This window comes from Streptomyces sp. NPDC051561 (assembly GCF_044454195.1).
GTDB lineage: Bacteria > Actinomycetota > Actinomycetes > Streptomycetales > Streptomycetaceae > Streptomyces.
Genome location: NZ_JBITDM010000005.1, coordinates 218875 through 236012 on the forward strand (window position 1 = coordinate 218875; position 17138 = coordinate 236012).

Genomic DNA, 17138 nt, shown 5'->3' on the forward strand with positions numbered 1-17138 from the left:
TCATTCTCCGGATCGTTGGTCCCCGTGTGCTGCGGCGTACACCTCGTCGAGGATGCCGGGCAGAGCCTGGAGGAATGCGTCCACCACCTCGTCGCCGACGGTCAGAGCGGGCATCAGCCGTACGACATCGGGGGCGGGCGCGTTCACCAGGAATCCGGCGTCCTGAGCCGCCTGCTGCACCTGGGGAGCGAGGGACTCGGACATGACGATACCCAGGAGCAGGCCCTCACCCCGGACGTGGGAGACCAGTGGGTGGCCGAGTGACTGGATTCCGTCACGGAGTCTGCCGCCCTTGCGCTTGGTCCCGTCGAGGAGACCTTCGGCGGTGATGGTGTTCAGGACGGCGATTCCGGCGGCGCAGCAGACCGGGTTGCCGCCGAAGGTGGAGCCGTGGTGGCCGGGCTTGAGGAGGTCCGCGGCTGCCCCGTGGGCGAGGGTCGCGCCGAGCGGGAGGCCGCCGCCGATGCCCTTGGCGAGGGTGACGATGTCCGGGTCGATGCCGTCCTCGGCCTGGTGGGCGAACCAGTGGCCGGTACGGCCGATGCCGGTCTGTACCTCGTCGAGGACGAGCAGGGTGCCGGTGGCGCGGGTGATCTCGCGGGCCGCCCTCAGGTAGCCGGCCGGGGGGACGACGACGCCGATCTCGCCCTGGATGGGCTCGATGACCAGCAGTGCGGTGTCCTCGGTGACGGCTTCGCGCAGGGCTTCGACGTCTCCGTACGGTACGTGGGTGACGTCGCCCGGCAGCGGCAGGAAGGGCTCCCGCTTGCCCTGCTGGCCGGTGAGGGCGAGGGCGCCCATGGTGCGGCCGTGGAAGCCGCCGGTGGTGGCGACCATGTGGGAGCGCCCGGTGAGCCGGCCGATCTTGAAGGCGGCCTCGATGGCCTCGGCACCGGAGTTGCAGAAGTAGACCCGCCCCGGGCGGCCGGAGATCTCGATCAGCCGCTCGGCGAGCGCGACGGGCGGCTCGGCGATGAAGAGGTTGGCGACATGACCGAGGGAGGCGATCTGCTGGGAGACCGCTTCGACGACGGCCGGGTGGGCGTGGCCGAGGGCGTTGACCGCGATGCCGCCGACGAAATCGGCGTATTTCTTGCCGTCGGCGTCCCAGAGGTGGGAGCCCTCGCCGCGGACCAGGGCCAGGCCCGGGGTGCCGTAGTTGTCGGTCAGGGCGCCCTGCCACCGTCCGATGAGGTCGGCGTTGCTCATGATTCCCCCTGTACGAGTGGCTGTACGTCGCTGTGGGCGTCGGGCACGACCATGGTGCCGATGCCCTCGTCGGTGAAGATCTCCAGCAGGATCGAGTGCGGGACCCGTCCGTCGATGACGCGGGCGGTGTGCACCCCGTTGCGGACCGCGTGCAGGCAGCCCCGCATCTTGGGCACCATGCCGCTGGCCAGCTCGGGCAGGAGTTTCTCCAGCTGGGTGGCGGTGAGGCGGCTGATGACGTCGTCGCTGTTCGGCCAGTCCTCGTAGAGGCCCTCGACGTCGGTGAGGACCATCAGGGTTTCGGCGTCCAGCGCCGCAGCGAGTGCCGCAGCCGCCGTATCAGCATTGACGTTGTAGACATGTCCGTCGTCCTGGGAGCGGGCGATCGAGGAGACGACCGGGATCCGGCCGTCGGCGAGCAGTGCTTCGATCGCGCCGGTGTCGATCGCGGTGATCTCCCCGACCCGGCCGATGTCGACTGCTGCGCCGTCGATCTGCGGGAAGTGCTGGGTGGCGGTGATGGTGTGCGCGTCCTCGCCGGTGAGGCCGACGGCGAGCGGGCCGTGCTGGTTGAGCAGCCCGACCAGCTCGCGCTGCACCTGACCTGCGAGAACCATCCGTACGACGTCCATGGCCTCCGGCGTGGTGACCCGCAGGCCGGCCTTGAACTCACTCACGATGCCCGCCGCGTCCAGCTGCTTGCTGATCTGCGGGCCGCCGCCGTGCACGACGACCGGCTTGAGTCCGGCGTGGTGCAGGAAGACGACGTCCTGGGCGAAGGCCGCCTTCAGCTCCTCGTCCACCATGGCGTTGCCGCCGAACTTGATGACGACGGTCTTGCCCTGGTGCCGGGTCAGCCAGGGCAGCGCCTCGATGAGGATCTGCGCCTTGGGGAGGGCGGTGTGCTTGCGCGCCGTGGGCTTGGCGGGGGTGTTGGTGCTCATGAGGAGTACGCGCTGTTCTCGTGGACGTAATCGGCGGTGAGGTCGTTGGCCCAGATGACGGCGGACTCGGTGCCCTCGGAGAGGTCGGCGGTGATCTTGATTTCCCGGTACCGCATGTCGACCAGGTCGCGGTCGTCGCCGACGGAGCCCTTCTTGCAGACCCAGACGCCGTTGATGGCGACATTGAGCGCGTCCGGGTCGAAGGCGGCCTTCGTCGTGCCGATCGCGGAGAGCACCCGGCCCCAGTTGGGGTCCTCGCCGTGCAGGGCGCACTTGAGGAGGTTGTTGCGGGCGATGGACCGGCCGACCTCGACGGCGTCGTCCTCGGTGGCCGCGTTGATCACCTCGATCCGGATGTCCTTGCTGGCACCCTCGGCGTCACCGATCAGCTGCCGGGCGAGGTCGTCGCAGACGGTGCGTACGGCCTCCGCGAACGCGTCGTACTCCGGGACCGCTTGAGAGGCACCCGAGGCGAGCAGCAGCACCGTGTCGTTGGTCGACATGCAGCCGTCCGAGTCGACCCGGTCGAAGGTCTGCCGGGTGGCGTCGCGCAGCGCCTTGTCGAGTACGGAGGCTTCGAGGTCGGCGTCCGTGGTGAGCACGACCAGCATCGTGGCCAGGCCCGGCGCGAGCATGCCCGCACCCTTCGCCATGCCGCCGACGGTCCAGCCCTCGCGGGTCACGACCGCGGTCTTGTGCACGGAGTCGGTGGTCTTGATGGCGATGGCGGCCTTCTCGCCGCCGTGCGGGGACAGCTCGGTGGCGGCCTTCTCGATGCCGGGGAGCAGCTTGTCCATGGGCAGCAGTACGCCGATCAGCCCGGTCGACGCGACCGCGACCTCGCCCGCGCCGATCTCCAGCACCTGGCCGGCCTTCTCGGCGGTGGCGTGGGTGTCCTGGAAACCCTTGGGTCCCGTACAGGCGTTGGCGCCACCGGAGTTGAGGACGACCGCGGTGATCTCGCCGGTCTTGACGACCTGCTCGGACCAGAGGACCGGGGCGGCCTTGACGCGGTTGGAGGTGAAGACGCCCGCGGCGGCTCGGCGCGGCCCGGTGTTGACCACGAGGGCCAGGTCCGGGTTGCCGTTGGCCTTGATCCCGGCGGCGATGCCCGCCGCCGTGAATCCCTGTGCTGCCGTGACGCTCACGGTGCGACTCCGATCGTGTTGAGGCCCGTCGACTCATCCAGTCCGAGGGCGAGGTTCATGCTCTGCACCGCGCCGCCGGCGGTGCCCTTGGCGAGGTTGTCGAGGGCGCTGACGACGATGACGCGGTGGGCCGCGGCGTCGTACGCGACCTGGATCTGTACGGCGTTGGAGCCGCACACGGCCGCGGTGGCGGGCCACTGCCCCTCGGGCAGCAGGCGTACGAACGGTTCGTCCGCGTACGCCTTCTCGTATGCGGCCCGTACGTCTGCCGCACTCACCCCGGGCTTCGCCTTCGCGCTGCTGGTGGCCAGGATGCCGCGGGGCATCGGGGCGAGCGTCGGCGTGAAGGAGACGGTGACCCGCTCCCCCGCGACGGCGCTGAGGTTCTGGATCATCTCCGGGGTGTGCCGGTGACCGCCGCCCACTCCGTACGACGACATGCTGCCCATCACCTCGGAGCCGAGCAGATGCGGCTTGGCGGCCTTGCCCGCGCCGGAGGTGCCGGACGCGGCGACGATCACGGCTTCCGGCTCGGCCAGCCCCGCGGCGTACGCCGGGAAGAGTCCGAGGGAGACGGCCGTCGGGTAGCAGCCGGGCACCGCGATGCGCTTGGAGCCTGCCAACGCGGCGCGGGCGCCCGGCAGTTCGGGCAGGCCGTAGGGCCAGGTCCCGGCGTGCGGGGAGCCGTAGAACTGCTCCCAGTCGGCGGCGTCCGTCAGTCGGAAGTCGGCCCCGAGGTCGACGACCAGGACCTCTTCGCCGAGCTGCTCGGCGACCGCGGCGGACTGTCCGTGCGGCAGTGCGAGGAAGACGACATCGTGCCCGGCGAGGACCTCGGCGGTGGTCGGCTCCAGGATCCGGTCGGCGAGCGGCGCGAGGTGCGGCTGGACGGTGCCGAGCGGCTGTCCCGCCTGGGAGTGCGCGGTCAGGGCTCCGATCTCCACGTCGGGGTGCACGAGGAGGAAGCGCAGGAGCTCACCCCCTGCATATCCACTCGCCCCGGCGACTGCTGCCCTTACCACCATCGGAAATCCTCCTCGTCGATGGCATGACTATACGTTTCGACGCAGTTTTATGCAAAGAGAATGCGGGATCTCGCCCCTGCTGGATCCGGCCATCGTGTGCCACCCGGTCCCACCTCGCGGGATTCGGTCAACTCGGCGGCGGCCGGTGGGCGAAATGCCGACCCGTTGGCGGGTGTGCTGGGCTGCGGCCGGTGCGAAATCCCCCGAGGGCACGGCGGGGAAGTGGAGGTGTCCGGTTCCGGGGCGGGCGGGCCGAAGCAGCCTTGCCGCCCGGCGCGCGGCGGTGCAAAAGTGCACACGTCGTACCCCCGAGGACAAGGTGGAACACCGATGTTCAGCGGACGGATAGCGAGTGCGGTGGCAGCCGCTGCGCTGGTCACGTTAGGTATGGCGGTGCCCGCAGCCGCCGATTCCGGGCCCGGCGCAAAAGGCAGTAGCTTCGGCGCCCAGGCCCAGCAGGCCGGACTGACCGAGGGCCAGGCCACCGCGCTCCAGGAGCGGGTGGAGAGCCGGATCGCCCAGCAGGGCGGACGCCAGGTCTCGGCGAACGAGATCGCCCTGCCGGGGGCGAGCCTGCTGGTCGCGGTGCCCGGCGAGAAGTACGCGCGGGACCTGGCGACGCCGGGCAGGCAGAGCGCGCTGGCCTGGGAATGCGACTACGAGTACTTCTGTATGTACCGGGGCACCAATGGCACCGGCGACCGGCTGGCCCTGTACAAGTGCCAGAACTACGGCCTGACCAACTGGGTCGGCACCGGCTCCTACTACAACCGCCAGACGCCGGGCACCAAGGCCCAGTTCAAGAACCAGAGCGGCGCCGTCATCTGGACGACGGGCGGCGCACCGAGCTTCCACGCGAACTACGACTGGGACCCGGTCTGGACCGTCAAGCCCTGCTGACGGAACAGGGGGCGTCCGGCCGTCCGAGTGCCCCCGCCCGGCGCCGGCGCCCGGCGGTTCAGCGCCAGTACCCCGTGAAGGTCACCGCGTCCTTGCCGAAGCCCCGCTGGGTGACGAGGTGGCGGCGGACTCCGGAGGCAAGCTTCTGGCCGCCGGCCGTCCAGGCGTAGCCCGGGGTACCGGGAAGGTCGGCGGCACGCAGTGCGGTCAGGACCGTCTCACCGACGGTTGCGTCCTTGGGCCTGGTCAGCCAGCGCAGGGTGGTGCCATCACGGGTGTCGGCGCACTGGGCGTCGTCGGGGTGGGAGAGCTCGACGAACACCTCGGTGCGGAGGTCGTCGGTGGTCGAGGCGAGGATCCCGAGGATGGCGGGGAGCGCGCTTTCGTCGCCGACGAGCAGGCGCCAGTCGGTGGTGACCGGCGGCAGGAAGGTGATGCCCTCGTCGTAGATGCCCAGTTCGTCGCCGGGGGCGGCGTCGCGGGCCCAGGCGGAGGCGGGGCCGAGGGTGCCGTCGGCGTTCTCGTGGAGGAGGAAGTCGATGTCGATCTCTGGACCCTCGCCGTACGTGCCCTGCGCACGGTGGTGGCGCACGGTGTAGTTGCGGCCGATGGGGCGGGTGTCCTTGGGCATCAGGAAGTACTCGGCCATCCAGAGGCCGCCGGTGCGCCTGGGCAGCCGCAGGCCCTTGGCGGTGGGGAGGAAGAGACGGAACCAGTGGTCGTAGCCCATCGGCCGGAAGGAGGCGAGGGCCGGGCCGCCGATGGTGACCCGTACGAAATTCGGGCTGATCTCCTTGCGTGCCCGCACCTGCGCGACGAGGAATTCACGCTGTTCGGGCTTCCTGAACTTGCTCTCCCTGGCCATGACTTGACCCACCCCACGATCCGCTGCCGACCCGTCCGACCTGCTTGGGTTAGGCGAACCTAACAGAAGGGGGAGTGGCCGGACAGTCGTGCGCGTACTGCGGGTGGAGCAGGTGCGCTGCCTTCGGGAGGACGACGACGGGGGCTGCCCGGGCCGGGAGGCTGTACCGCATGACCATGACGCATACGTCCAGGCCGACGCCCATGACCGCGTACCGCGCGCTGCGACCCGTCGAGCGGGTGTCCGTGGTGGTCGCGGGGTTGCTGTTGCTGTCGGGGGTGGGGCATCTTCTGGTGTTCGCGGTGGACGGCGGGCCGTGGACCGGGCCGGTGTCCTGGCGGAAGCCGGTGACCTTCGGGCTGTCCTTCGGGGTGACGCTGCTGGCGGTGGCCTGGGTGGCGTCGTATCTGCGGATCGGTGAGCGGACGCGGGCGGTGGTGCTCGGGCTGTTCGCGGCGGACTGTGTGCTGGAGGTCGGCGGGATCACCCTCCAGGCGTGGCGGCACGTGCCCTCGCACCTGAACATGGAGACGGCCTTCGACTCGGCGGTGTCCATGGCCCTGGCCGGGGGCGGCGGGCTTCTGGTGGTGCTGCTGACCACGCTGGCCGTGGTGTCGTTCCGGCGGCAGCCTGCCGGACCTGCGGGGATGCCGCTCGCGCTGCGGGCCGGTTTCGCGATTCTGCTGGTGGGGCTGGCGTCCGGGGCGGCGATGATCGCCCGCGGAGTGGTCCTCAACCGGACGGGGCACCAGCTGGACGCCTACGCCTCGACCGCCCCGCTCAAGCCCCTGCACGGGGTCGGCCTGCACGCGGTGCTGGTACTGCCCGCGGCGGCCTGGCTGATGTCGGTGCGCACGGCGTGGAGTGCTGAGGTACGGGAGCGAGTGGTGCGCGCCGGGGTGTGGGCGTACGGGGTGGCGGTGGTGGCGGCCGGGGCATGGGCACTGGCGGCCTGATCGACGTACCGGAGACAGTGTTGCCCGCCCGGCCTGAGCGACGCACCGGAAACAACACTGCCCCGCCCGGCGTGAACTGCCGGGCGGGGCAGTGCTTCTGACGTGACGTCAGTGAAAGTGCGGCGACTCTCAGACGAGCAGCGACAGCGTCTCGTTCAGCGTCTTCGACGGACGCATGACCGCGGCGGCCTTGGCCGGGTCGGGCTGGTAGTAGCCACCGATCTCGGCCGGGGAGCCCTGCACCGCGATGAGCTCGGCGACGATGGTCTCCTCCTGCTCGGCGAGCTGGTTGGCGACCGGACCGAAGGCCTCCGCCAGCTTGGCGTCGGAGGTCTGCGCGGCCAGCTCCTGGGCCCAGAACTTGGCCAGGTAGAAGTGGCTGCCACGGTTGTCGATGCCGCCGAGCTTGCGGCTCGGGGACTTGTCCTCGTTGAGGAAGGAGCCCGTGGCACGGTCCAGGGTGTCGGCGAGCACCTGGGCGCGCGCGTTGCCCGTGGTGGTGGCGAGGTGCTCGAAGGAGACGGCCAGCGCCAGGAACTCACCGAGGGAGTCCCAGCGGAGGTAGTTCTCCTTGACGAGCTGCTGGACGTGCTTGGGGGCGGAGCCGCCGGCGCCGGTCTCGAAGAGGCCGCCACCGTTCATCAGCGGGACCACCGAGAGCATCTTGGCGCTGGTGCCCAGCTCCAGGATGGGGAAGAGGTCGGTGAGGTAGTCACGCAGCACGTTGCCGGTCACCGAGATGGTGTCCTCGCCGCGGCGGATCCGCTCCAGGGAGTAGGCGATGGCCTTCTCCGGCGCCAGGATCTCGATGGTCAGGCCGTCCGTGTCGTGGTCGGCGAGGTACGTCTTGACCTTGGCGATGAGCTGCGCGTCGTGAGCGCGGGTCTCGTCCAGCCAGAACAGGGCCGGGACGCCGGTGGCGCGGGCGCGGGTGACGGCCAGCTTGACCCAGTCCTGGATCGGGAGGTCCTTGGTCTGGCACATCCGGAAGATGTCACCGGCGCCGACGACCTGCTCGATGACCGCGGTGCCGGACGCGTCGACGACGCGGACGGTGCCGGTGGCCGGGATCTCGAAGGTCTTGTCGTGGCTGCCGTACTCCTCGGCCTTCTGCGCCATCAGACCGACGTTGGGTACCGAACCCATGGTGGAGGGGTCGTAGGCACCGTTGGCGCGGCAGTCGTCGATGACGACCTGGTAGATGCCGGCGTAGGAGGAGTCCGGGATCACGGCGAGCGTGTCGGCCTCGCCGCCGTCCGGGCCCCACATGTGGCCGGAGGTGCGGATCATGGCCGGCATCGAGGCGTCGACGATGACGTCGGACGGCACGTGCAGGTTGGAGATGCCCTTGTCGGAGTCGACCATGGCCAGCTCCGGGCCCTCGGCGAGCTCGGCGTCGAAGGACGCCTTGATCTCCTCGCCGATGTGCGGCATGGACTCCAGGCCCTTGTAGATGCCGCCGAGGCCGTCGTTCGGGGTGAGACCGGCCGCGATGAGCACCTCGCCGTACTTGGCGAAGGTCTTCGGGAAGAAGGCGCGGACCACGTGGCCGAAGATGATCGGGTCGGAGACCTTCATCATGGTGGCCTTGAGGTGCACGGAGAAGAGCACACCCTCGGACTTGGCGCGGGCGAGCTGCGCGGTGAAGAACTCGCGCAGGGCGGCGACGCGCATCACGGAGGCGTCGACGACCTCACCGGCGAGGACCGGGACCGACTCGCGCAGCACGGTGGTGGCGCCGTCGTCGCCGACCAGCTCGATGCGGAGCGAGCCCGCCTCGGCGAGGGTGACGGACTTCTCGGTGGAGCGGAAGTCGTCGGCGCCCATGGTGGCGACGTTCGTCTTCGACTCGGGGGTCCACTTGCCCATGCGGTGGGGGTGGGCCTTGGCGTAGTTCTTCACCGAGGCGGGGGCGCGGCGGTCGGAGTTGCCCTCGCGCAGGACCGGGTTGACGGCGCTGCCCTTGACCTTGTCGTAGCGGGCGCGGACGTCCTTGTCCTGGTCGGACTGCGGGTCGTCCGGGTAGTCCGGGAGGGCGTAGCCCTGGCCCTGGAGCTCGGCGACCGCGGCCTTCAGCTGCGGGATCGAGGCCGAGATGTTGGGCAGCTTGATGATGTTGGCGCCGGGCGTCTTGGCCAGCTCGCCGAGCTCGGCGAGTGCGTCATCAATACGCTGCTCCTCCTTGAGGAACTCCGGGAAGCTCGCGATGATGCGGCCGGCCAGCGAGATGTCGCGGCTTTCGACCGTGACACCGGCCGTGGAGGCGTAGGCCTCGACGACGGGCAGGAACGAATACGTCGCGAGGGCCGGGGCCTCGTCGGTGTGCGTATAGATGATGGTCGAGTCAGTCACCGGGTACTCCGCTCCACGTCTGCAACATTGCTTGACGTCAAGATATCTCGTACGGGGGGTGGGGTGGCGACGGGGGCGGGTTCGGTCACGGCAGGCCCTGTGACGTGGGTCACGGCAACCGCTCCGGCGGGGCCGTGGCCGCCCCTGTGGCGTGGGCGGTGGCCATCGTTGTGACGTGGGCCGCGCCGGCCGCTACGACGTGGGCTGCACCAGCCGTACCGTGCTCGCGATTTTGCGGACCGTGGCGTCCGGCACCTCGTCCGCCACTCCCTTGGCGCCCACGAAGGTCCAGGAGGCCAGTGCGCCGTCCGGGCGCGCGAAGGCGAAGGCGGTGACCTTGCCGTCGCTGCTGCACTTCTCCTTCTTCGCTGCGCCGGTGGAGGCGGCCGTGACCAGGCTGCCCCGGAGGCCGGAGGCGGTGGTGAAGGGCTGGGCGGGGCCCGCCTTCGCCTTGGCGCGGTCGGGCTGGGTGTAGGCGCCGTAGAGCCACTGGCTCGCGTTGTTGCGTGCGGCCTCACCGGCGTTCGTGTACTTGCGTTCACCCCGCGAGCCGGCGGTGGCCAGGGCGGTGCTGCCCGCGCCGCCGTTCTCGTTGCCGTCGGCGACGCACCACTTCTCCTTGAGCATGCCGGGTGCGGCGAAACCGACGAGGGGCTTCTCCTCGGGGTCCTCGTTCTCGGCGACGTAGCTCGCCCAGTCCGTCGACTTGCGGTCCCACTCGGGAGGTACGTCGAAGGCGAGTCCGAGCTTGGGGTTGACCACGGTCTTCCAGCCCGCGACGACCGGCTTCGGGTCGCCCGACTTCTGCCGGCCGGAGTCGGGGGCGGGGGTCTGCGGGGTGGTGGCGGAGGGAGTAGTGACCGCCTGGTCGTCCTTCCTGGTGTCGTCCTGTGCGCCGCCCCGGACCAGGATCACGGTGGTGGCGCAGGCGACGACGACCACGGCGGCGGCGATGACGACGGTGGTGCGGGTGCGGCGGCCGCCGTCATCACCGCCGCCGGGGCCGCCGGCCGGGGGCGGGGCCGGTGCGCGGGGAGCCGGCTGGAGGTAGGGGTTGTCCGGCTGGTGCTGCGGTGGGTACTGACCGGGCCCGAACTGCTGCCCCTGCTGACCTGACTGTCCCTGCTGCCCCTGATGTCCTTGCCACATGGGAAGCAACCATAGGAAGCGCGCTCCCGCCCCCGGCCGCCACCCCCGCCGCTCTCCCCCGTCAGGCGCCGGGCACCCGGTCCAGGAAGCCCTTCACCGAGGAGACCCGGCCGTCCTCGGCGAGCGTGGCGACGTCGAAGCCCGCCACCGGCGCGGAACCATCGGCCACCGAGACCAGCTCCCAGCCGAAGCGCACGATGTCGTGGTGTCCGTCCGGCTCACCGTCGAGCCGGAATTCCATGCCGGGGAACTGGGCGAGCGCCCCGGCGATCATCGCCGTGATCTCGTCGTGCCCGCGCACCTCGGCCACCGGGTCGGTGTAGGCGGCGTCCTCGGTGAAGGCGGCCGCGACGGCCTTGGCCAGGTCGTCGGGGCCGGTGGTGGTGTTCCAGGCGGCGAAGTAGCGCTGGAGTGCGGTGGTGAAGTCGGCGCTCATGGTCGGGCCTCTCGTCGTGGGTGCGGGGGTCACTCCGTGTACAACACGCTTACGGTCTCCCGGAGTCGGCGCGGGGTCGATTACCCCGGAGGTAGTACGCCGCCGGGCCGGTCAGCGCACTCGGGGTCGTAATCCACCGCGCGCCACAGCTCGCGGGGCGGACCGCTCGCGTCGGGCGCACCCCAGATCCGTACCGTCGCCGCCTCGTCGGCCGGGTCGTACGGCTGCCAGCCCGGGTCACCGGTGGCTGCGAAGTCGGCCCAGGCGCGCACCAGTTGGGCGGCCAGCGCGTCGTCACCGGGGAGGGGCGGCCCGCCGATCAGGAACTCCAGGTACGGGTCGTGGTGGTTGCCGAAGGCGAAGGGGACGTCCGCACAGTGCCAGGCGCGCGCCTCGGGTGTTCCGTCCGCGTCGGTACGCCGCCGGGCGAACCGGGAGTGGAAGGTACGGCCCCCGGCGCCCACGTGGGCGTCGGCGACGCGGCTGCTGTACTCGGCGAAGAAGAAGTCTCCGGCGAGGGCGAGGTAGAGATCGTGAGCACGGGCGCCGGGCATGCGCAGCCGATACCCCTCGACGAGCGCGCAGGGAAGGCCGAACGCGGCGCAGAAAGCGGCCAGTTGGGCCTCGTCCGCGATCTTCGGACTCTGCCCGACCGCGTCCATCAGCCAGTATTCCTCGGTGGTGTGGCAGACCAGCAGGTCGATGCCGGCGAGGGGGGCCGTGGCCTGTGCGGCGAGTGGGTCGGCGGGCAGCACCGTACCGTCGGCGACCGGCCCGTAGAGGACGGCGTTGTAGTGGCGGGCGCCGGAACCGGGGTCGTGCTGGAGGGTGTCGGCAACCTGGTCGGAGGCGGCGACCAGCGCCTGCGGGGACGCGGACAGCAGCCCGTCCACGGTGGCGGGGACACCGGCTGCGGCGGCGATCCAGCGGGTGTTCCGGTCAGCGGTGGCGGGCGAGAAGCAGGGGCCGACGGCGCTGTGCGCGACGACCCGGCGGAACAGTCCGCGCGCCTCGCCGATCAGCATCAGGGAGACGGCGGAGGTCGCTCCGGCCGACTGCCCGGCGACGGTGACGCGCTGCGGGTCGCCGCCGAAGGCCGGGATGTTCGTCCGCACCCAGGCGAGGGCCGCCGCCTGGTCGAGGAGGCCGCGGTTCTCCGGGTACGGGGTGCCGGGGCCCCCGCCGGGGAGGTGCCCGAACCCCTCGAATCCGATGCGGTAGTTGACGGTCACCACGACCAGTCCGGCGCGGGCCAGCACCGTACCGTCGAAGTCGGGCTGGGCGGACGAGCCGAAGGTGTACGCCCCGCCGTGGATCCATACCAGCACCGGAAGGCCGGCCGGGTCGTCCGGACTCCCCTCCGGCGCCCAGATGTTGAGGGTGAGGATGTCCTCGTCGCCGGGCGCCCAGGACGGGGCGCCGGGCAGCTGCGCCGACTGCGGGGAGACCGGGCCGAAGGCGGTGCAGGCGCGGGTGCCGTCCCAGGGTTCGGGCGGCTGCGGTGCGTGGAAGCGGCGCGGGCCGAAGGGCGGGGCGGCGTACGGGATGCCGAGGTAGGCGGCGGTGCCGGGGGCGGGGCGCAGGCCCCGGACCCGGCCGGCGGTGGTGTCGGCCGTGGGAAACTCCGCGGTGGGGGCGTCTGTGGTGGAGGCGTCTGCGGTGGGAGCGTCTGCGGTGGAGGAGGCGTCGGCCAAGGGCTCTCCGGCGCTGCGCGCTTCGGACCCGGAGGCGTCCGTCACGCCACTCCCCCGGTGCCCCACCGCGCGCACCCAGCGCACCTCGCCGTCCTGCCGTACGTCCGTGGGCAGGAGCCCGGCGGCTCGGGCGACTGCCTGGGAGGCCGGGTGGTCCGGGTGGATGTGGGCGCGGAGTTCGCGGATACGGGGCCGGGCGGCCAACCGGTCGGCCAACGCTCCGGCCGCCTCGGTGGCGATGCCCCGGCCCTGCCAGTCGGTGCCCACCACCCAGGCCAGTTCGGCGACTTCACCGGTGATGGTCGCCTGCACCGTTCCGGCCGGACGGTCTTCGTCGCGCACCCGGACGACCCAGTTCAGCCAGGTGGTGTCCGGGTCGGGGGCACCGCGCACCAGGCGTTCGTAGCGTGCGCGCAGGGCGTCGGCGGACAGCGGTGCGCCACCGGTGAAGGTGTGCAGGGCGGGGTCGGCGAGGACCTGCGCCATCTCGGGCGCGTGCGCGACGGCCAGCGGAAGGAGGTCGAGGCGGCGGGTGCTGAGGACCTCGGGATGCGGCGCTTCGGGCATGTGGGGCGGACTCCGTGTGTCGGTGTCCGGTCACGGTAGCCCTCCGGCGAAATACCATCCAGGGAATTGATCACCCGCACCCGACCCACGGCACCCAGCACCCAGCACCCAGCACCCAGCACCCAGCACACGGATCACGGCCCACACCTCACGACCCACCGGGAGACCCCGCATGGCAACCGAGACCGAACTGACCCACCTGCGCCGCTGCGTACAGCTCGCCACCGAAGCCCTGGCAGCCGGCGACCAGCCCTTCGGCTCGGTCCTCGTCGGCGCCGACGGCACCGTGCTCACCGAGGACCGCAACCGGGTGGGCGGCGGCGACCACACCCAGCACCCCGAGTTCGCGCTCGCCCGCTGGGCCGCCGCGCACCTCACCCCCGAGGAACGGAAGGCAGCCACCGTCTTCACCTCCAGCGAGCACTGCACGATGTGCGCCGCCGCGCACGGCTGGGTGGGGCTCGGCCGGATCTCGTACGCCTCGTCCTCCGAGCAACTGATGGGCTGGCTCGGCGAGTTGGGCGCTCCGAAGCCGCCGCTGACGATTCTTCCGGTGGAGCAGGTGGTGCCGCACATCGTGGTCGAGGGGCCGGTCCCGGAGCTGGCGGAGGAGATCCGGGCGCTGTTCCGACGGATGCTCGGGGCGGGGTAGTGCTAGGGGCGAGGTAACCCGGACGCGGCGCCCGGGGCGCGCACCGCCCCCCCCCCCCCCGCATCCGAGTTGACCGATTCGTTGCGGTACGAGGTCTTCTGGCGGGCCGGTGTCCGGCCGTACGCTCCTGCCGTGTACGACATGGGTGAGTCCCGCCCGCTCCACGCTTTCGCCTCCGTTCCCGCCGCCACGGTCTGTGCCGTCGCGGCCGCGCTGCTCACCGCCCTCTCCGGGCGGTACGGCTACCACCGCGACGAGCTGTACTTCCTCGTCGCGGGCGACCACCCGGCCTGGGGTTATGTCGACCAACCGCCGCTGACCCCGCTGATCGCCAAGGCCTCCAGCACCGTCTTCGGGGACAGCCCGGCCGGGCTGCGGGTCGCCGGAACGCTCGCCTGTGTTCTGTTGATCCTGCTGGTCACCGCCGTCGCCCGGGAGCTGGGCGGCGACCGGCGGGCGCAGCTCCTGGCGGCGGTGTGCGCGGCGACCTCGACCTTCGTGCTGGCCGTGGGGCACATGGTGTCGACGGCGACGTACGACCTGGTGGCCTGGCTGGCGGTCAGCTGGCTCTTCCTGCGGCTGCTGCGCTCCGGTGATCCCAGGTGGTGGGTGGCGGTCGGGGCGGCCGCCGGGGTCGGCCTGCAGAACAAGTACCTGGTGGCGATGCTGGTGGCCGCCCTGCTCGGCGGACTCGCGGTGGCCGGGCCGCGCGGGCTGCTGCGCAGCTGGTGGCTGGGGGTGGGGGTCGCGACCGCCGTCCTGATCATCTGGCCGAACCTCTGGTGGCAGGAGCAGCACGGCTGGCCCCAGCTCACCGTGGCGGGCGGCATCGTGGCCGACGACGGCACCGAGAACCGGCTCCTGTTCGTACCGCAGCAGCTGCTCTTCCTGTCTCCGCTGTACGTCCCGGTGTGCGTCGCGGGGTGGCTGCGGCTGTGGCGGGACCGGGAGGTGGGGTGGGCGCGGGCGGTGGCCGTGGCGTACCCCCTGCTGTGCGTGCAGGTGATCGGGGCGGGCGGAAAGCCGTACTACGCGCTGCCGTTGCTGCTGGTGCTGCTGGCGGCGGGCTGCGTTCCGGCGCTGACCTGGCTGGGGCGGGGGGCGCGGCGGGTACGGCGCGGGCTGTTCGCCGGGGCGCTCACGCTGACGGCGGCGATGAGCTTGGCGGTGGGGCTGCCGGTGCTGCCGCCGGGTACGCCGGGGCCGATCGGTGCGATCAATCCGGAGCAGGGCGAGCAGGTCGGCTGGCCCGAGCTGACGGACGCGGTCGCGGCGGGCTGGCAGCGGATCCCGGCTGCCGAGCGAGCCTCTTCGGTGGTCTTCGCTCAGAACTACGGGCAGGCGGGGGCGCTCGTACGGTACGGCCCCGCGCGCGGCCTCCCGGCGCCGTACTCCGGGCACATGAGTTTCGCGGACTGGGGTCCGCCGCCGGACGCCTCCACCGGACGGGTGCTGCTGCTCCAGCAGCGGGGCACGGGGGCGAACACCGGGACGTTCTTCCGGGACTGCCACCAGGTCGGACGGGTCGACAACGGCAAGGACCTGGACAACGAGGAGCAGGGCGCGGCGGTGCTCCTGTGCGGCGGGACCCGCGAACCCTGGTCCAAGCTCTGGCCACGACTGCGGCACTTCTACTGAGGCGCGGGCCCGTCCGGTTGCCCGTGTGTGCGGCGGGAACGTCCCACTACGGAGACTGCCCGTCTACGCGCCGGCCCCCCGCGCCCTGACCACCGTGTCCGGCCCAGGCGACATGACCGCCTCCCGCCCGTCCTCGAACCGCACCCGGTACGGCGGCCCTCCGTTGGCCCCCAGCACCTCGACGATCTCCGCGACCCGGTCCCGCTGACCCACGATCCTGCCGTGCATCAGCAACTGGTCTCCCACCTTCGCCTGCATAGGACATGGCCTCCCAAGGTCGGCAATGAGGAGCCAATTCTAGGACTGTGCAGGGAAGTTGACCCCTACTGAAAGCAGCCCTTCCCCCGGCCCGTCAGCTTCGCACCCGCTGCGTCACCGCAATGCACACCAGCACCCCCACCGCCGCCACCGGCGCCGCCACCGGCAGCACCTCCCCCAGCAGCAGCACCGACCACACCAGTGTCAATAGGGGCTGCGCCAGCTGCAGTTGACTGGCCCTGGACACCCCGATCTCCGCCATCCCCCGGTACCACACCACCAGCCCCAGGAACTGCGATCCGACCGCCACCCACACCAGCCCGGCCACCCCGTGCACCGTCCACTGCAAGGGCTCGGCCACCAGCGCCACCGCCGCCACCGGGACCGCCACCGGCAGGCACATGATCAGCGCCCACCCGATGACCTGCCAGCCCGGCATCTCCCTGGCCAGCCGCCCGCCCTCGGTGTACCCGGCCGCGCACACCAGCAGCGCCGCGAACAGATACAGATCGCTGGTCGAGACGGCGCCGCCGCTCTGCTGCACCGTAAAGCCGATCACGACGGCGGCACCGACAAGTGCCGCCGCCCAGAAGGCGCGTGAGGGCCGATTGCCGGTGCGTACGGCCGAGATCACCGCTGTCGTGAGCGGCAACAGCCCCACCACCACCGCCGCGTGCGACGTCGTGGACGTCTCCAGGGCGAGCGTGGTCAGCATCGGGAAGCCGAGCACCGTGCCGATACCGACGACGGCCAGAGCCGCCCAGTGCCGCCGCGCGGGCACCCGCACCCGCAGCGCGAGCAGCGCACCCCCCGCCACCGTCGCGGCGAGCACACTGCGCACCGAGACCAGCGTCCACGGCCCGAATCCGTCGAGACCCCACACGGTCGCGGGAAAGGTGAGCGAGAAGGCGACGATGCCGAGAGCGGCGAGCAGCGTGCCGTTACGGGGCTGAGCCGAACCGGCCCGGGTCGCACCGCTCGGCACCGAACCGGCCTGCGTGGAGCCGGCCCGGGTGGAGTCGGCCGGTACCCGTACCGGCACCTCAACTGCTATCGATCGAGCGGGAGTAGCGCTATTCTGTGCTGTCATGCACGAGCGTAGCAGTGTCTCCGAACTGGCAGAAGTCCTCCGGCGGGATCTCCACCGCTACTCACCTGGTGGAAAGCTGCCGTCGAGTCGCGCCCTGGTCGAGGCTCATCGGGTCAGCCCCGTGACCGTCTCCCGCGCGCTGGCCAGGCTCGCCGCCGAGGGGCTGGTCGTCACCCGGCCGGGCGCCGGTGCGTTCCGGGCCGAGGCTCCCGCGGAGTCCCGGGCTCCGGGTGACACCTCCTGGCAGGAGGTGTC

14 protein-coding genes and 4 pseudogenes are annotated in these 17138 nt (G+C 71.5%); 5 read left to right on the forward strand and 13 right to left on the reverse strand.

Features of this window, described 5'->3' with window-relative positions; all coding sequences use genetic code 11:
* Genes ACIA73_RS14470 through argC form a run of 4 tightly spaced genes read right to left on the reverse strand, consistent with a single transcriptional unit; the run spans window position 1 to window position 4326 of the window.
* Window positions 1-1209 (reverse strand): acetylornithine transaminase, encoded by a 1209-nt coding sequence (locus ACIA73_RS14470; RefSeq protein WP_399438786.1) that lies wholly within the window; start codon window positions 1207-1209, stop codon window positions 1-3.
* Window positions 1206-2153, reverse strand: a complete 948-nt coding sequence (gene argB, locus ACIA73_RS14475) for an acetylglutamate kinase (protein ID WP_399438787.1) — start codon at window positions 2151-2153, stop codon at window positions 1206-1208. The genes ACIA73_RS14470 and argB overlap by 4 nt, the downstream gene beginning before the upstream one ends.
* Window positions 2150-3301, reverse strand: coding sequence for a bifunctional glutamate N-acetyltransferase/amino-acid acetyltransferase ArgJ (argJ, locus tag ACIA73_RS14480; protein ID WP_399438788.1), 1152 nt, complete (start codon window positions 3299-3301; stop codon window positions 2150-2152). The genes argB and argJ overlap by 4 nt, the downstream gene beginning before the upstream one ends.
* Window positions 3298-4326 carry an N-acetyl-gamma-glutamyl-phosphate reductase gene (gene argC, locus ACIA73_RS14485; RefSeq protein WP_399438789.1) on the reverse strand — a complete coding sequence of 343 codons (1029 nt, stop codon included), beginning with the start codon at window positions 4324-4326 and terminating at the stop codon, window positions 3298-3300. Before argC ends, argJ begins: the two co-directional genes overlap by 4 nt.
* A gap of 330 nt (window positions 4327-4656) precedes the next feature.
* Here argC and ACIA73_RS14490 point away from each other — a divergent pair, with 330 nt between their 5' ends.
* The gene (locus ACIA73_RS14490; protein ID WP_399438790.1) at window positions 4657-5226 is read left to right on the forward strand and encodes a peptidase inhibitor family I36 protein; all 570 of its coding nucleotides are present in this window, start codon (window positions 4657-4659) and stop codon (window positions 5224-5226) included.
* A 58-nt stretch (window positions 5227-5284) separates the two neighbouring features.
* On the opposite strand, the gene ACIA73_RS14495 is transcribed toward ACIA73_RS14490, so the two are convergent.
* Window positions 5285-6091: a siderophore-interacting protein gene (locus ACIA73_RS14495; protein ID WP_399438791.1), complete on the reverse strand. Its 807-nt coding sequence runs from the start codon at window positions 6089-6091 to the stop codon at window positions 5285-5287.
* 170 nt (window positions 6092-6261) lie between these two features.
* Here ACIA73_RS14495 and ACIA73_RS14500 point away from each other — a divergent pair, with 170 nt between their 5' ends.
* Window positions 6262-7047, forward strand: coding sequence for a hypothetical protein (locus ACIA73_RS14500; protein ID WP_399438792.1), 786 nt, complete (start codon window positions 6262-6264; stop codon window positions 7045-7047).
* 129 nt (window positions 7048-7176) lie between these two features.
* On the opposite strand, the gene ACIA73_RS14505 is transcribed toward ACIA73_RS14500, so the two are convergent.
* The 5 genes and pseudogenes from ACIA73_RS14505 to ACIA73_RS14525 form a co-directional block, all read right to left on the reverse strand.
* Window positions 7177-9399, reverse strand: a complete 2223-nt coding sequence (locus ACIA73_RS14505; protein ID WP_399438793.1) for an NADP-dependent isocitrate dehydrogenase — start codon at window positions 9397-9399, stop codon at window positions 7177-7179.
* A gap of 192 nt (window positions 9400-9591) precedes the next feature.
* The gene (locus tag ACIA73_RS14510; RefSeq protein ID WP_399438795.1) at window positions 9592-10548 is read right to left on the reverse strand and encodes a hypothetical protein; all 957 of its coding nucleotides are present in this window, start codon (window positions 10546-10548) and stop codon (window positions 9592-9594) included.
* Window positions 10549-10609: 61 nt separating this feature from the next.
* Complete coding sequence (locus tag ACIA73_RS14515; protein ID WP_399438796.1) at window positions 10610-10984, reverse strand: nuclear transport factor 2 family protein; 375 nt, start codon at window positions 10982-10984, stop codon at window positions 10610-10612.
* 80 nt (window positions 10985-11064) lie between these two features.
* Window positions 11065-12594: pseudogene (locus ACIA73_RS14520) on the reverse strand (carboxylesterase/lipase family protein); the annotation flags it as partial.
* Between the two features lie 210 nt (window positions 12595-12804).
* Window positions 12805-13245: pseudogene (locus ACIA73_RS14525) on the reverse strand (GNAT family N-acetyltransferase); the annotation flags it as partial.
* Window positions 13246-13417: 172 nt separating this feature from the next.
* On the opposite strand from ACIA73_RS14525, the gene ACIA73_RS14530 reads away from it, so the two are divergent.
* Window positions 13418-13897, forward strand: coding sequence for a nucleoside deaminase (locus tag ACIA73_RS14530; protein WP_399438797.1), 480 nt, complete (start codon window positions 13418-13420; stop codon window positions 13895-13897).
* A gap of 141 nt (window positions 13898-14038) precedes the next feature.
* Entirely contained in the window at window positions 14039-15535 is a 1497-nt protein-coding gene (locus ACIA73_RS14535) for a glycosyltransferase family 39 protein (protein WP_399439036.1), read from the forward strand.
* 63 nt (window positions 15536-15598) lie between these two features.
* Here the strand turns inward: ACIA73_RS14535 and ACIA73_RS14540 are convergent, their stop codons facing one another.
* Window positions 15599-15793 (reverse strand): DUF1918 domain-containing protein, encoded by a 195-nt coding sequence (locus ACIA73_RS14540; RefSeq protein ID WP_399438798.1) that lies wholly within the window; start codon window positions 15791-15793, stop codon window positions 15599-15601.
* Between the two features lie 94 nt (window positions 15794-15887).
* A complete protein-coding gene (locus ACIA73_RS14545) occupies window positions 15888-16883 on the reverse strand; it encodes a DMT family transporter (protein ID WP_399438799.1) in 996 nt (331 codons plus the stop codon).
* On the opposite strand from ACIA73_RS14545, the pseudogene ACIA73_RS14550 reads away from it, so the two are divergent.
* Window positions 16882-17067, forward strand: a pseudogene (locus tag ACIA73_RS14550) (GntR family transcriptional regulator); the annotation flags it as partial. The gene ACIA73_RS14545 and the pseudogene ACIA73_RS14550 overlap by 2 nt on opposite strands.
* Here the strand turns inward: ACIA73_RS14550 and ACIA73_RS14555 are convergent.
* Window positions 17047-17130: pseudogene (locus ACIA73_RS14555) on the reverse strand (hypothetical protein); the annotation flags it as partial. The pseudogenes ACIA73_RS14550 and ACIA73_RS14555 overlap by 21 nt on opposite strands.
* Between the last annotated feature and the right edge of the window lie 8 nt (window positions 17131-17138).